The following is a 14,571-nucleotide window of genomic DNA, read 5'->3' as shown; positions in this document are numbered from 1 at the left end:
CGGCGTGATCACCGCCGCCATGGGTCTCCCTGCTACTGGTTCAGCAGTTTTTCCATTTCCGCCTTGGTGTTTGCGAGCGCTTCGTCGAGGCTCTGCTGTCCGGACCAGTAACCGGTGAATTCCCGCGCCTGCACCTCATAGATCGACAGCGCATTGGCCGAGGTGCCGCCATCCATCACATAGCCATACTGGCTGGCGAAATTGCCGAGGTCCACCAGATCCGGCCGCTCGTCGGCGATTTTTGCCACCACATCGGGCATCAGCGCCGGTGAGCCGCCGTTTTCGGCGTAAAGCAGGGCTGCATCTTCCGTGGCGAGCCATTGCAGGAATTTCACCGCGCCTTCCTTGTTTGCGGCATTCTTGTTCAGGCCGAGGCCGAGACCGTGGATATGATCGGCGCGGCCTTCGGGACCTGCCGGCGGGGCGACCACGCCGGTGACGTCGGCCACGGCCGGGGTCTTTTCGGGATCGGTCAGTTCGGCCGCGGCCGCATTCCATTGCAGGGCCGTCGCCACCTGCCCGGAGGCAAAGGCGGCATTGGTTTCGGCATATTCATAGGACAGCGAATCCTTGGGCGTGGCGCCGGCATCGTAGAGCGTCTTGTAGAGTTCGAGCCCCTTGCGATAGCCCTCGGAATCGATGGTGATGTTGCCGTCGGCATCGCGCCAGTCGGCGCCATAGGAGCGCGGCAGGGACTGGAACACCATCATGTTGAACAGCAGGTTCTTCATCTGCAGAACCGTGCCGTAGCGCACCGGGCTGTCACCATTGACGGATTTGGTGAAATAGAGCGCGGTTGCCGCCCAGTCGTCCCAGGTCCATTCGTCAGCCGGCTTCGGCTCCATCGGCTTGCCGAGATATTCCTCAGCGATCCTCGAATATTCAGCCTTGGCATCGTCATCGCCGAGCAGTTCGTCCATCAGATCCGTGCGGTAATACATGAAGTGGAGCGAAAGGTCGGTCGGCACGCCGTACTGCTTGCCCTCATACTGCATGGTTTCCAGAACCGCCTTGCCGAACACGCTCTCGGCGGTGTCGCCAAGGTCGATCGGCTCCATATAGGGGGCGTAGCGTCCGATCGAGTAGGTCGCGATCAGGTTGATGTCGAAGGCGTCGGAGCCGGCCGCGAGATCGGCCTGCAGCTTGTCGTAAAAACCGTCGCGGCTGAAGAAGATCAGCTCGACCTTGTCGTCATCGGCGGCGGTTTCGTTGTAGACCTCGGTCGCCGCCCGCAAGGCGGCTTCTTCCGAGCCGCCCGGCCAGCCGAGTACCGTCACCTTGGCGTTGGCAAGGCCCGGCAGCGCGGTGCCGGCCAGAAGTGCTGCAATGGCTGCTATTGTGGTTTTCCTGATCATGTCGAGTTCCCTTCTCTTGTTTGGTTTCTGCAGTCGTTACGTGGTGCATTTGCCCTTGGCTGCCGCCGCGCGCGCCAGATCGGCGACGCCGATCAGCCCGGCCTCGGCGCCGCAGCGCGCCGCCTTGAGTTCCGGCCTCAGGCGCGGCGGCAGCGCGGCGAAATGTTTCGTGACCCGGCCAAGGAAGCCATCGGCCAGCCCGATGCCGCCGCCGATGACGATGGTATCGGGGTCGAACATCAGCTTGATATCAGCGCAGAGCGAGGCGACCTTGGCTGCCGAGCCATCGACAATATCGGCGGCCCATTCTTCGCCATTGGCGGCGGCCCGGAAAACCGCCGGCGTGTCTTGATCGTGGCCCAGACGAGCGGCTTCGGCCGCGATGAACTTGCCGGAGACCCGGTCCTCAAGCGGGGCTGCGCCGCCCGAGGCGCTGCGCGTCAGCCCGAAATGTCCGGCAAGCCCGGTCATCAGCGCGCCGTTGCTGACAACGCCGCCGCCAATGCCCGTCGAGATCGTCAGAAACACGATCGATCCCGTCGTCTTGCCGGTGGCCAGATATTCGCCCCACGCCGCCGCCTGGGCATCATTGACGGCAAGGACCGGTGCGCCGAACAGGCTCTCGGCCTGTTGCTTCAGGGGGTAGCGGCCCGGAATATCGAGCGTGGCCGGGTTCAGCGCCTGCCACAGGCCTTGTTCCACAAGACCTGTGGCCGCAATTCCGACAGAACCATAGCGGCCATGCCAGTCCCGGGTGGCGGCATGGATGGCGGCGAGCCAGCCGTCGGGCGTGCCGCCGGCAGCCGTCGGCGCCTGGACCCGCTCGATGAGCCTGCCATCGGAGACCAGGGCCGCCATCGACTTCGTCCCGCCGATATCGATCGCCAGCACCGCGCGGTCGTCATCTGCCCGGTAGGCGTCGGCCAGCGCGTCGCGGAACCAGGCCGTGGTGTGTTCCGTGCGGGTGATGGCGGAGCCGACCGTTACCGCAAACGCGCCGGCGCGGGCGGCATCGGCTGCCTGCTGCGGCGTGCGGATGCGGCCCTCGGCGATGACATAGGGGGTCAGGGCAGCCATTTCGGTGATCAGGGCGATATCCGGGTCCTCGGGCTCGGGACCGCCGACATAGCCGGAAAGCGTTGTGCCCACGAAGTCCATGCCGCACTCAAGCGCGTGGCGCGCGTCTTCGAGCGAGGAGCAGTCCGCCATGGTGAGCTTTCCATGGGCGCGGGCGGCGACGACCAGATCGGCAAGGGCCACGGGGCGCGGCCGGCTGGTTGCGTCGATCGCGATAATATCCGCGCCGGCCGCGGCGAGATCCTCGACGTCGGAGAGAAACGGCGTGATTCGAACCGGGCTGTCTTCAAGGTCGCGCTTGACGATGCCGATGATCGGCACATCGACCTTCGGCCGCACGGCCCGGACATAGCGGGCGGACTCGATCCTGAGCGCCGTGGCCCCGGCCGCGACGGCCGCCATGGCAAAACCCGCCACGAAAACCGGCTCGTCCATCGGACCGCCGGGCACCGGCTGGCATGAAACGATCAGGCTGTTTTTCAGAATGTCCGGCTGCACCGCAATCCCCGCTGCTTTTTGCATATAGCAACGCAGAAGAGACCAGAATGCAACCAGTTTATAACTGGTATTATCGTTGCAGTTCGAAAACGAAATCGTAAACGTCGCCGCGATAGCGCGTCTCGCAATATTCGATGACGTCGCCCTGCGCCAGGAAGCATCTGCGTTCGGTCACCAGAAGCGGCGCGGCGGGTGGGCACGAAAGCCGTTCGCTGTCTTCGCGCGAGGCGGCGCGCGTGCGCATGCGCTGAACCGCCCGTTGCGGCAGGTAGCCCCGCGCCTCCAGCGCCTCATAGAGCGAGTTGCCGACCAGTTCGGGCGACGGCAGGTAGCGCTGGGGCACGCTGGCGATCTCGATGGCAATCGGCTTGCCGTCGGCGGTGCGGATGCGTCGCATGCGCAGGACATGCTCGCTGCCCCCCATGCCGAGCGCCATCATTTCCGTCGGCGAAGGCCGGCTGATAAGCTTGGAAAGCCAGATACATCCGGGCTCCATGCCGCGCGAGCGGATGTCCTCCGAAAAGCTGGTCAGCGTCGACAGCGTCTTCTCGACCTTGGAGGCAATTTCCGTCCTTGCGCCATGACGCCGGCTGAGCAGCCCGTCCTCCTGCAACAGCGTGAAGCTCTTGCGCACGGTGACCCGCGAAAGCCCGAGCTCATCGGCCAGAATGCGCTCGCCCGGCAACCGCTCGCCGGCATGCAGCGCATTGGAAAGGATGACCTGTTCGAGCGCCGTCTTCAGCCGCTTGTACAAGGGAATATCGGCCGAGCTGTCAGCAAGGGCAGTGCGAACGCGCTCTATTATGTCCGTTGCGGCCATGGACTAATCCGGTGGGTCGTAAAAAATGATGTGGACTTATACTGGTATTATCCCCGGAAGGCAAATCGGGAAGGTCACCCGTGCTCATAGCCCGAATTCCCTTTTCACCGAACTCGGTGCCCGCGCAGGAGGAAAGTCAGAAGCAAAGTAATAAAAAACAAAATATATACATGTTTAAATTTGTATAATTACTTTTCTCCAGAATTTATAAATGAACATGTAAGTTGATTTTATGTATTTATAAATATAACATTGAAGTCAGGAAAAACACATGTAGTAAAGGTTCGCGTTGAGATTGCGCGGGCGGCGTTCGCTGCCGCCGCATGTTGTCGGGAGCACTTGAATGGCCACCGCGGAGCTCCGGGATCATTCCGTTGTCGAGATGAGGATGCGGCCTCATGCATTGCGCGCAACAGTCGGTTGCTTTCTTTACCGCATGGCGGTGATGGGCTGCCTCTTCCTTGGCGGCGGCTTCCATCCTGGAGAGGTCGACGGCGCGCGGGCGGCGGCCGTCGTGGCGGGAAAATCCGGTCCGGACGCGGATGCCGCCAATTATACGATTCAAGGAGCACAACAATGCGGGGGGACCGTTGCCGAGCCGCAGACCTTTTCGGTAAATGCCGACTACAAAATATACATGAACACGGGAGCAGGGGATAAGGCTACGGGCGGCGCTGTCGATATCGGCGCGCCTCATTACGGCACAGTCGTCTTCAAGGTCGGGGTGCCCAGGGAAGACGCCGATTCGGTCATTATGGCCGGGAGCCCCGTCAATTACGGCAATATGGAATGTAGCGACCCGCAAGCTCGCAACGTCGACATCAGCTTTCCGGTCTCTCCCGGCAACCCGAATATGCTGGTGATGGACCTCAAGGAAAACGCCTTGATATTGGCATCCTGCGCAAACGGCGGCTTAACGCGGGATGATTGCGGGGTCTTCAAGGGGCTGGGCGAGGGCGACTTGCTTTTCGGCAAGGCGATGGCCGGGCAGCGCGATGATGCGGTGACGGCACTCGATGCGCTTTCGAGCGATGCGGCGATGGCGGCGGTCAGCCGTCATGTCCGTGAGGCGACGGCGGACCGGATGGACGTCGCTTCGGGCCTGCTCGAGGAGGGCAATTCAGGCATCCGGCTGTGGACGACGGGCTATGGCTCGTGGTCGAAGCCCGACGGCAACGGCAATGTGGCTGCGATCACCGACCAGTTTAACGGTTTCCTTGTCGGCGGCGATTTCGCGGCGTCCCCGACCATGCATTTCGGCGGGCTCGCCGGCTATGGCCACTTGAACTACCAGAATGAGTCCAACAATGCCGATGGCTCGTCCGATCACTTGACGCTCGGCGTCTATGGCGGCAGCGCTTTCGATGGCTTCGGCGTCGATTTCGGGGCGGCCTATACCTGGCACGACGTTTCGAGCCGGCGCAACATCGTCTTCTCGATGCTTCCGGAGCAGATTACGGACAGCTACAACGCAGGAGTATTCCAGCTTTATGGCAGGATCAGCCACAGGTTCAAGATTACCGACAGCTTCCATGTCAAGCCGTTCCTGGGGGCGGCCTATATCCATCGGGATTGGGATGCGTTCACGGAGTTGGGCGGTGCGTCGCAGGCAGAGAATTACGCGGTGCTTTCGGCGGGCTTGCAGACGCGGCTCCGGCACAATGCCAACCTCGGCATCAGCTATACCGGCCAGTTCGGCGACGGCACCCCGAGGCACAATTTCAGGGCGACGTTGAAAATCAGGTTCTGAGGACAGGCGCCCCGGATTGAAAGAAGAAATCCGGTGGCGCCCATTACACGGCCAGAAACCCGCCATCGATTGGCAGGACGGCGCCGGTCACCATGTCGCAATCATCCGAGAGCAGCATCGCGATACCGGCGGCGATATTGTCCGCCTCGGCAAATCGCCCGAGAGGGTGGCGCACCATCATCGGTTCGCTTTTTGCGGGATCGCTCCAGGCTTCGACGGCCAGTTCGGTCAGCGTGATGGTCGGGGCAACCGCATTCACGCGGATATTGTGCGGGCCAAGTTCTTTGGCCATCACCCGCGTCGCGCCTTCGAGGCCGGCCTTGGAGGCGGCATAGCAGAGATGTTCGGAAAACCCGCGATGCCCGGCGATAGACGTAATGTTCACGATCGCGCCGCCGCCGCCGGCCAAACGTCGGGCCCTCGCGAATTCCTGGCAGGTGATCAGCGCTGCCCGCAGATTGACCCCCAGCACGGCCTCATAGCCCGCCTCGCTCATGTCGAACGTGCTTTCGAGCACATTGATCCCGGCGCTGTTTATCAGATAATCCGCCGTGCCGGCTTCGGCCATGGCGGCGCGGGCAGCCTTCGGGTCCTGCAGGTCGACCGCGATGATGCGGCAACCGGTTTCGGCCTTCAGGCTGTCGAGGTCGGCCATGGTGCGGCTGAGCGCGATCACCTCGGCTCCACGTCTGGCCATCAGCGTTGCGCAGGCGCGTCCGATCCCCTTGCCCGCGCCGGTGATGATGACGGATTTGTCCGAAAATTGCATCAATGCCTCCATTCACGCATTTCGCCTTTGCCTGATGTCGGCGAGGATGCGTCTAAAAACAAACAGATAGAGCGGGGCCGCATCTGCGTGAAAGGCAGCTCCGCTCCGGTGTGATCGCGCTCGGTCCGGGACCGACCCTCTCATGGCAAGGCGAAGATGCTGACGCATCCTCGCCTTGAAGGAATTGCGAATTTCCCAATTGTCCTGATGACTTGGGAATTCGCAAACGGAATACCAACGGCCGTTTTCAATGACCGTTGGTATCAGACCCTGTCGAAAGCCGTCGGAAGCACGATCATGTCACGGATTGTGACGGTGCGCTTGCGGGTCAGCATGTATTCGACCGCATCGGCGACTTCCTCCGGCTCGATTAGCGCACCGGATTCTTTCGCCTTGCGCAGGTTTTCCTCGGGCCAGTCGGCCAGAAGGGCGGAGACCACGGGTCCGGGCGAAACCTGTCCTACGCGAACGCCATGCGGGATCATCTGGCGGCGCATGGTCTGCACGAAACAAGTGACGGCCCATTTCGACGAGGTGTAGACAGGCTCCCAATAGGCCGGGAAATGGCCGGCGATCGAGCAGGTGACGATGATGTCGCCGGTCTTGCGCCCGGTCATGTGCGGAACCACGGCGTGGACATTCTTCATCACCGCATTGACGTTGAGGTTCAGCATACGGTCGATGGCGGCCGGATCGGTATCGACCAGGTCGCCGCCGATATAGGTGCCGGCATTGCAATACAGAATATCGATGTGATCGACCTTCTGCAGGATCTCGGGCACCATGGCGTTGCAGCTGTCGAAATCCAGAAGGTCGGTGACCTGTGGAACGGCTTTGGGGCCAAGGCGCGTGACGAGCTCGTCGAGCGCCTGCGCGTTGCGGTCGACCATCACCACCGTCGCGCCTGCCGCCAGAAGCTTTTCGGTTGTGGCAAGCCCGATGCCCGAGGCCGCTCCGGTAATGACGGCGATTTTGCCTTCCAGCGATACAGACATTCTTTTCTCCTAGAATCTGCGTTTTTTTGTTGTGTGTTTGTTACACGCGTTTCAGCGCCACTCGCGGCCGATATAGATGGCGAGCAGGATGATGAAGCCCTTGATCACGTCCTGCAGGTAAGGGTTGATGCCCATCAGGTTCAGGCCGTTGTTGAGGATGCCGAGAAGCACCGCGCCGATCAGCGTGCCAAGCACCAGACCGCGCCCGCCGGCAATCGCGGTGCCGCCGAGCACGACCGAGGCGATCGCGTCGAGTTCGAAACCGACGCCGGCATTGGGCTGGCCGGACATCAGCCGTCCCGTCAGCACCACGGCCGCGAGCGCCGCCGTCAGTCCGGAAATCGCGTAGACGGCAAATTTCACGTACTGGGTCTTCACGCCCGAGAGCTTTGCCGCGGTTTCATTGCCGCCGATGGCGTAGACATGGCGGCCGAAGGGCGTACGCTGAAGCAGGACCCAGGCAAGCCCGTAGACGATGAACATCAGGATGACCGGAACCGGTACATTGCCGATCCGCCCGATCCCGAACCATGCGATCCAGGAGGGAAGGCCGCTGATCGGATAGCCTCCGGAATAGATCAGCCCCAGGCCCCGGGCGATGCCCATCGTGGCAAGAGTCACGATGATCGCCGGCATCCTTCCCCAGGCGACGAGCACGCCGTTGAAGACGCCGAGGCCTATGCCCACGCCGATCCCGGCCAGAAGTCCCACCCAGCCCGGCAGACCCATATTGACCATCAGGCCTGCCGCGATCGTTCCGGCAAACGCCATCACCGCGCCGACGGACAGATCGATGCCGCCGGTCAGGATGACGAAGGTCATGCCGACCGCCAGTATGCCGACGATCGAAACCTGCCTCAACACATTGAAGATGTTCGAAACACTGAAGAAGTTATCGCTGGCGAGCCCCATCAGGATGGAAACCACGACAAGCCCGGCGAGCGGCAGAACAAGCGGCGAATGAAGCAGCCGGCTCCAGCTTTTGTCGTTTGCCCTGTCGTCAGCGTCGACCGCATCGGCATTTGCATCATGCGACATTTTGAACCCTCCCGGTGGTTGCGTGCTTCATTATTTCTTCCGAATTGATGCTCTCGCCCGCAACCGTCGCGACGATGCCGCCCTGGCGGAAGACGCAGACGCGGTCCGACATGCCGACGATTTCCGGAAGCTCCGACGAGATCATGATGATGGAATAGCCCTTGGCCGAAAAATCGCGCATCAGCTGGTAGATTTCGGCCTTGGCGCCGACATCGATGCCGCGCGTCGGCTCGTCGAAGATCAGGACCTTCATATTGTGATTGAGCCAGCGGGCGATCACCACCTTCTGCTGGTTGCCGCCGGACAGCGTATCGACACGGGCGCGGGGGCCCTGTGCCTTGACGCGCACCTGGTCCATCGCGGTCTGCGTGGAGGACATCTCCTTCTTCATGTCGATGAAGAGCCGAGCCGCCCGGTACTTGCGGTAATTGTTGAGCGAAACATTCTGCAAAATGGAAAAGCTGGTAATCAGCCCCTCCGTCTTGCGGCTTTCCGGCAGCAGGCCGATGCCCCGCGCCAGACCATCGGCCGGCGAACTGAGGCGCGTCTCCACGCCGTCGATCAGCATCTTGCAGCGGCTTGCCGGATGGGCGCCGAGCATGGCCAGCGCCGTCTCGGTGCGGCCGGAGCCGACCAGACCGGCAAAACCCAGAATTTCGCCCTCGCGCAGTTCGAACTGCGAGACCGGCCCGCCCTTGCGCAGTTGGATCTCCTTGACCTCAAGCCGCATGGGCGCGTTCGGTCTTGGCTCAGGCTTGGGCGGAAAGCTGTTTTCGATGCGCCGCCCGACCATCATCTCGACAAGCCGGTCGTGATCGACGTTGGCCACGCGGCAGGTGGCGACGAATTCTCCGTCGCGCAGCACCGTGATGCGGTCGCAGATCTCGAAAATCTCCTCGAGATGGTGGGATATGAAGACAACCGCGACGCCCTGGCTGCGCAACTCGCGCATGACCTTGAACAGATGCTCGACTTCCGATGGCGTCAGCGTCGCCGTCGGCTCGTCCAGAACCAGTATCCGCGCATTGAGGGACAGCGCCTTGGCGATTTCGACAAACTGCTGTTCGGCGACGGAAAGCCGGCCGACGGGAACATCGAGCGGAAGATCGACATCGAGCCGGCGCAGGATCTCGCGGGCGCGTTGCCGCATCGCCCTGCGGTCGAGCAGGCCGAAACGATTGCTGATCTCACGCGCAAGAAACATGTTTTCGACGGCTGTGAGATAGGGAACAAGACTGAATTCCTGGAAGACGATACCGATGCCGGCTTCGATCGCCTCGTCATAATCGGCGAAATGACGCTCGTTGCCGTCAACGCGGATCGTGCCTTCACTCGGCCGGAAGATGCCGCAGACGATCTTCATCAGGGTCGACTTTCCGGCTCCGTTTTCCCCCAGAAGCGCATGGATTTCACCCGCCTCGACATGGAGATCGACCCCATGCAGGACCTCGATCCTCCCGAAGCTTTTCTTGATGCCGTTCAGTTCCAGCATGATCTTTTCCCGAGCATGGACGGCCGCCCCCGGCCCCAAAAGAACGCGGGGGCGACCTGGAGGAGACGTTACCAGCTGAAATCCGCTGCGTTTTCGGAATCGACAACACGGACGTCGATCGGAACCTCCTTCGGCACCACGCGGGCGCCCCACTTCTGGGCGAGCGCCATGGCAAGACCGACGCGAACCTGGTCGCGCGGGAACTGCGCGGTGGTCTCGATGAACGGCGTGCCATCGCTGATCGCCTTGACGGCTTCTGGAGCGCCATCGACCGACGTCAGCTTGATATCCTTGCCGGACCCCTGGATGGCCGCCAGCGCGCCCATTGCGCCGCCATCATTGACGGAGAAGATGCCGGCGAGGTTCGGGTGCGACTGGATAATGTTCTCGACCACGCCAAGTGCCACCGAGCGGTCCTGACGGCCGTTCTGCGTATCGACCAGTTCGATGCCGTCAAATTCACCAAGGGCGGCCTTGCAGCCTTCGACACGCTCGAGGATCGGGATCACCGGAATACCGTCGAGGATCGCGACTTCGCCCGAGCCGCCCAGCGCCTCGCCGAGATATTTGCAAGACTGATAACCGGCATCGCGGTTCTTGGAGCCGACGAACGTGTCGACGGGGCCTGCGGCATTGGCATCCACGGCAACGACGATCACGCCCTGCTGCTTGGCCATGTTCACGGCCGCCTCGACGCCGGCGCTGTCGGTCGGGTTCAGCAGAAGAATGTCGATATTCTGCTGCAGCATGTCTTCAACGTCGGAAATCTGCTTGGCCACATCGTGCCCGGCATCGGTCACGATCACCTCGGCGCCAAGGCTGGCGGCCGCTTCATCGAGCGCTTCCTTCATTGATACGAAATAGGGATTGTTCATCTCCTGAAAGGTCATGCCGATCTTCAGGCCGTCATCCTGGGCGAGCGCCGGCAGTGCCGTCGTCGCGGCAAGGGCTGCAATGGACAGTGTCTTCGTCAGAACATTCATTTCAAGTCCTCCCATTGGTGCGGGTAGGCAAAGGCCTCCCGTTTCCGGACAACACCATGTCGCCCGAATTGCTGAATTTCGATTGTGGTCTGCGCTCAGTCGGCCATGGCCAGAGCCCCGTTGGCCGCAAACGTCGTCCTGAACTGCGAGGGCGACATGCCCTTGAACTTCAGGAAGTGGCGATTGAAGTTCGACAGGTTCGAAAACCCGACTTCGTAGCAGATCTCGGCCACCTTGATCTCCTCGGAATCAAGAAGAAGCCGGCAGGCGAGATCGATCCGCAACTGGTTCTTGTAGCGAACCAGCGTCGTGCCGGTGTGCCGCTTGAAGGCGCGCGAAAAGGCGCTTGCGCTCTGTCCCACGAGGTCGGCGAGTTCGCTCTCGTCGACCGGCTCCGTGAGGTGTTCCCGCAGATAGGCTATGGCACGATTGACCCCGCCGGCATCGTTATCGGAAACGTCGAGCTCGTAGCTGAGACTGGCGAGCACTTCCGGCTCGGGGGCCTCGGCCAGAATGTCGAGCACCTGCCAGAACAGCGAAAGGCGTTGCATGCCGCGCGCCTCGATCAGATGTTCCATCAGCGGCCGCACGATCCGGCTCGTGGCGTCGTCGAAAAGAAGGCCGCGATGACAGCGCTCCAGCAATGGCCGGATCGCCTGCATTTCCGGCATCGCCTTACAGGCATCCTCGATGAACTTTTCGGGAAACTGGATGATCAGCGACCGCGCCGGAACGATTTCGTCGGTCCCCACATCGCTGATCCAGTTCTGCGGCAGGTTCGGTCCGGTCATGATCAACTGGCCGGGCTGGAAATCACCGATGAAGTCGCCGATGTAGAATTTGCCCGAGGTCGCTGCAATCAGATGGATTTCGTATTCGGGATGATAGTGCCAGCGCACGGTGCGGAACGGGTAGCCATGCTTCCATGCCGCGAAGGATTCACCCTTGCGAATATGAACAAGCTCCAGATCCGGCTGCATCCTCTATCCTCCCTCGCCGTCGATTGCCTTGCGGCGGTTGTCGTGGCTCCCTCCACGGCATCGGCGTTGAGGAAACACTACGCTGCGCCCGAGGTCCGCCTCAACATCACCACAAAAAATTTACTGATACTTTTTTGCTTGAAAAAAGGAAGAAATCGACAGGGTGCTGTCCCTGAACGAAGCCAGGGATTTGGCATCGCAGAAGTCTGATACCGCATTGCAACGAGAAACTCGCGGTTTTACGACTTAAAACAAGGAAAATGCTGCAACAATGCCATGACCCGTCAATCGTCAATCTGCAGGCGATCGGCGGATAAACACCATTCGGCCCTTATACTTTTCTTGCAGGTTTTGAGGGGCGAATCCAACATTTCGGGACCCGGAAGGTTCCCGCGCCGTTGCTGGCCCCATGAGAGCGCGGGACCAGCAACTGACGGATCAATCCGGCATGACGATCTGGAGTTTCACATCGGTTTCACGGGCCTCGACGGCGCGGTCGAAGGCGGCGATGCTGTCGGCAAACGGCAGCGTGTCCGAGATCAGCGGCTTCAGGTCGACCTTGCCCGAGGCGATCAAGGCGATCGCGCGATCATAGACATTGGCATAGCGGAACACGGTCTCGACCCTGAGTTCCCTGGCCTGCAATCCGACGATATCGACGGGAACGGGCTCGACCGGCATGCCGACCAGCACGACGGCCCCGCCGGGGCGGGCAAGCTTGTCCACGCCAAGGATCGCGGGCGCTGCACCCGAGCATTCGAAGACGACATCGGCGCCCCAGCCATCGGTGGCCTCGGAAACCGCCTCGGCGGCTGGGCGATTGCGGATATTGACCGTCTCGATGCCGTCATATGCGCCGATGATATCGAGCTTCGGCTGCGCCAGATCGGCGATAATCACCTTTGCGCAGCCGCCGGCAAGGGCCGCCAGCGCCACCATCATGCCGATCGGGCCGGCCCCCGTGACGACGGCGATATCGCCGGGCCGGATGCGGGCGCGCAGCGCCGCCTGCATGCCGATCGCAAACGGCTCGACCATCGCGCCCTCCGCGAAGCTGACCGTATCCGGGAGCTTGTAGGTGAAGGCGGCCGGGTGGATCACCTCCGGCGTCAGGCAGCCATGGATCGGCGGCGTCGCCCAGAACCGCACGGCGGGATCGACATTGTAGATGCCGAGCTTGGACGCACGCGAGGTGACGTCGGGGATGCCCGGCTCCATGCAGACCCGGTCTCCCGCTTTCAGGTGCGTGACCTCGGATCCGGTCTCGACCACGGTGCCGGAAGCCTCATGGCCGAGGATCATCGGTTCGCGAACGACGAAATGGCCGATCTTGCCGTGGGTATAATAGTGAACATCGGAGCCGCAAATGCCGACCGTGTGGGTCTTGATCCGCACATCCTTCGCGCCGAGCGCGACCGGTACGTCGAAATCGCGCAGCGAAAGTTCGCCCTTTCTCTCCAGAACCAGTGCCTGCATGTCATGTCCTCCCATATGAAATTCGATTTGTTGTTGGCCGTCCCGGCCTGAGATTGTCCTTTCGCTAGTCCCTTTGAAGGACGTGCGTAAACAAAAAAACGCGTTTCAGCGCCGACAATTTTCGCGGCGGTGAAAAAAGTATCGGAGCCGTTCCTCTGGCGTATCAACCGGCCTTGGGGGCAGCGTGAGGGCGCGCGTTACCGGGGGAGCCTCACAGGCGCGGTCGACGCGCGCTCGACCAGCCAGCAGGCAAGCTCCACGCGCCGCGCGGGCAGGCGGGTGACGCCGAGATCGTCGAGCAGCAGGCTGAGCGCGGCGGAGCCGATGTGGCGCATGGGAATATGCATCGTCGTCAGCGGCGGGTCGGAAAAGCCGGAAAGCGGCAGGTCGTCCATGCCGACGACAGAGAAATCCTCCGGCACCCGGTAACCCGCCTGCTTTATGGCGAGCATCGCGCCGTAGGCGAGGCTGTCTCCGGCGGTCAGCACGGCGGTGAAATCGGGACCGCGCTCGGCAAGCCGTCCGGCGATCGCCCGGCTTGCAAGCTCGGGCAGCCAGTCGTCGACCGTTACCACGAGATCATCAATGTCATCGACGCCGCGTGAGCGCATCGCATCGCGCCAGCCTTCGAAACGGCGCTCGATCGTGCGCCGGCCCGGATGCATCAGAAACAGGATACGGCTGTGGCCCTGATCCAGAAGATGGCCGGCGGCAAGCTGCGCCGCGGACCGGTTGCAGGGCGTCACGCTCGAATGGCGCATGGCCGGGTCATCGCCGTTGATCAGCACGATCGGTTTGGAAAATCCCTCGGAGCGGGTCAGGACCTGGGCATCATCAAGCGTCAGGAAAAGGCAGCCGGCGACCGAGGCATCCTGTTCTCCTTCCGCCAGCAGCAGCGCTTCATCCTCCGGCGTCGAAACCGCGCGGGTGACCAGTTCGATGCCGAGCGCGGCAGCGCGTTCCTGCAGACCGTCCAGCACGTGAAAGGTGAACTGGTTGCGCTGGTGGTCGATCATCGCGACGCTGGATGTCGCCAGAATGATCCGTCGCCCGGCGGCCGATGTCGGGTTGACATAGCCGAGCGCGAGCGCCGTTTCGACGATGCGCGCTCGCAAATCGTCCTTGACCCCGCCGGTGCCCGAAAGCGCGCGTGAGGCGGTCGAAACCGAGACCCCGCAATTGCGGGCTATTTCCTCCAGCCGAACCCGTCTGTTCGGCTTGCCGCGCTTTCCCTGAATGGTCATTTCTCCTTGATGGGTCCAAGTTTGCAAAAAATTTGCAAATTGCGCAACAGCTTTATCTATGGAACAGTTCGTCCCGGAGGAATGAACGGGAGGA

The 14,571-nt window shown here is 61.8% G+C and carries 12 protein-coding genes; 1 reads left to right on the top strand and 11 read right to left on the bottom strand.

Going from position 1 to position 14,571, the window contains the following annotated elements:
- Nucleotides 1–32: 32 nt before the first annotated feature.
- From HQ843_RS24340 to HQ843_RS24330, 3 genes are all read right to left on the bottom strand, one after another.
- A complete protein-coding gene (locus tag HQ843_RS24340; protein WP_180900782.1) occupies nucleotides 33–1,355 on the bottom strand; it encodes an extracellular solute-binding protein in 1,323 nt (440 codons plus the stop codon).
- Nucleotides 1,356–1,391: 36 nt separating this feature from the next.
- Entirely contained in the window at nucleotides 1,392–2,930 is a 1,539-nt protein-coding gene (locus HQ843_RS24335; protein ID WP_210275295.1) for a putative N-acetylmannosamine-6-phosphate 2-epimerase, read from the bottom strand.
- A gap of 70 nt (nucleotides 2,931–3,000) precedes the next feature.
- Nucleotides 3,001–3,750, bottom strand: coding sequence for a GntR family transcriptional regulator (locus tag HQ843_RS24330; RefSeq protein WP_180900784.1), 750 nt, complete (start codon nucleotides 3,748–3,750; stop codon nucleotides 3,001–3,003).
- A gap of 343 nt (nucleotides 3,751–4,093) precedes the next feature.
- Here HQ843_RS24330 and HQ843_RS24325 point away from each other — a divergent pair, with 343 nt between their 5' ends.
- On the top strand, nucleotides 4,094–5,500 hold the full coding sequence (locus tag HQ843_RS24325; protein ID WP_180900785.1) for an autotransporter outer membrane beta-barrel domain-containing protein: 1,407 nt from the start codon (nucleotides 4,094–4,096) through the stop codon (nucleotides 5,498–5,500).
- Nucleotides 5,501–5,543: 43 nt separating this feature from the next.
- Here HQ843_RS24325 and HQ843_RS24320 read toward each other — a convergent pair whose 3' ends face one another.
- The 8 genes from HQ843_RS24320 to HQ843_RS24285 form a co-directional block, all read right to left on the bottom strand.
- Complete coding sequence (locus HQ843_RS24320; RefSeq protein WP_180900786.1) at nucleotides 5,544–6,269, bottom strand: SDR family oxidoreductase; 726 nt, start codon at nucleotides 6,267–6,269, stop codon at nucleotides 5,544–5,546.
- Between the two features lie 263 nt (nucleotides 6,270–6,532).
- Nucleotides 6,533–7,264 (bottom strand): SDR family oxidoreductase, encoded by a 732-nt coding sequence (locus HQ843_RS24315; RefSeq protein ID WP_180900787.1) that lies wholly within the window; start codon nucleotides 7,262–7,264, stop codon nucleotides 6,533–6,535.
- A gap of 51 nt (nucleotides 7,265–7,315) precedes the next feature.
- Nucleotides 7,316–8,302, bottom strand: a complete 987-nt coding sequence (locus HQ843_RS24310) for an ABC transporter permease (RefSeq protein WP_180900788.1) — start codon at nucleotides 8,300–8,302, stop codon at nucleotides 7,316–7,318.
- Nucleotides 8,292–9,794 carry a sugar ABC transporter ATP-binding protein gene (locus HQ843_RS24305; protein ID WP_180900789.1) on the bottom strand — a complete coding sequence of 501 codons (1,503 nt, stop codon included), beginning with the start codon at nucleotides 9,792–9,794 and terminating at the stop codon, nucleotides 8,292–8,294. The genes HQ843_RS24310 and HQ843_RS24305 overlap by 11 nt, the downstream gene beginning before the upstream one ends.
- A gap of 68 nt (nucleotides 9,795–9,862) precedes the next feature.
- On the bottom strand, nucleotides 9,863–10,777 hold the full coding sequence (locus HQ843_RS24300; protein ID WP_180900790.1) for an ABC transporter substrate-binding protein: 915 nt from the start codon (nucleotides 10,775–10,777) through the stop codon (nucleotides 9,863–9,865).
- Nucleotides 10,778–10,872: 95 nt separating this feature from the next.
- Nucleotides 10,873–11,757: an AraC family transcriptional regulator gene (locus HQ843_RS24295; RefSeq protein WP_180900791.1), complete on the bottom strand. Its 885-nt coding sequence runs from the start codon at nucleotides 11,755–11,757 to the stop codon at nucleotides 10,873–10,875.
- A gap of 438 nt (nucleotides 11,758–12,195) precedes the next feature.
- On the bottom strand, nucleotides 12,196–13,233 hold the full coding sequence (locus HQ843_RS24290; protein WP_180900792.1) for an NAD(P)-dependent alcohol dehydrogenase: 1,038 nt from the start codon (nucleotides 13,231–13,233) through the stop codon (nucleotides 12,196–12,198).
- A 197-nt stretch (nucleotides 13,234–13,430) separates the two neighbouring features.
- Nucleotides 13,431–14,477: a LacI family DNA-binding transcriptional regulator gene (locus tag HQ843_RS24285; RefSeq protein ID WP_180900793.1), complete on the bottom strand. Its 1,047-nt coding sequence runs from the start codon at nucleotides 14,475–14,477 to the stop codon at nucleotides 13,431–13,433.
- Nucleotides 14,478–14,571 lie beyond the last annotated feature (94 nt).

The organism is Martelella sp. NC20, assembly GCF_013459645.1.
In the GTDB taxonomy this organism is placed as follows: domain Bacteria; phylum Pseudomonadota; class Alphaproteobacteria; order Rhizobiales; family Rhizobiaceae; genus Martelella.
Note: the sequence above shows the minus strand (reverse complement) of the source record. Positions and strands in the feature narration are given on the sequence as shown.